Raw genomic sequence first — 255 nt, 5'->3', positions numbered from 1 at the left:
CTGCCGTCGATTGAGTTGCCCCAACTCCGGCAAGTAGGCGAGCAAGCCTGCGACAGTGACCGGCCCTACGCCTTTGACTTGGCGTAGCTGCTCGACCTGCTCTGGGTCCAGGTCGTTCAGGGCCTTGATTATCTCCTGGTCGTAACGTCGGATGGTGCTTTGCAGGGTCTTGATGGCATTTTCCAGGCAATCCCGGACAAAGGCTTGGCTAGCCTGCGGCAACCGGCGGCGCTCATCATCGCGCTGGCAGACCAA

Annotated in this window: 1 pseudogene; it reads right to left on the bottom strand. The window is 60.4% G+C overall.

Annotation, left to right across the window (positions count from 1 at the left end):
- Positions 1-255, bottom strand: a pseudogene (locus IB274_RS29525) (IS110 family transposase); the annotation flags it as partial.

The sequence above is a fragment of the Pseudomonas sp. PDM18 genome, from assembly GCF_014852585.1.
Taxonomy (GTDB): domain Bacteria; phylum Pseudomonadota; class Gammaproteobacteria; order Pseudomonadales; family Pseudomonadaceae; genus Pseudomonas.
This window is presented reverse-complemented; position numbering and strand designations above follow the sequence as displayed.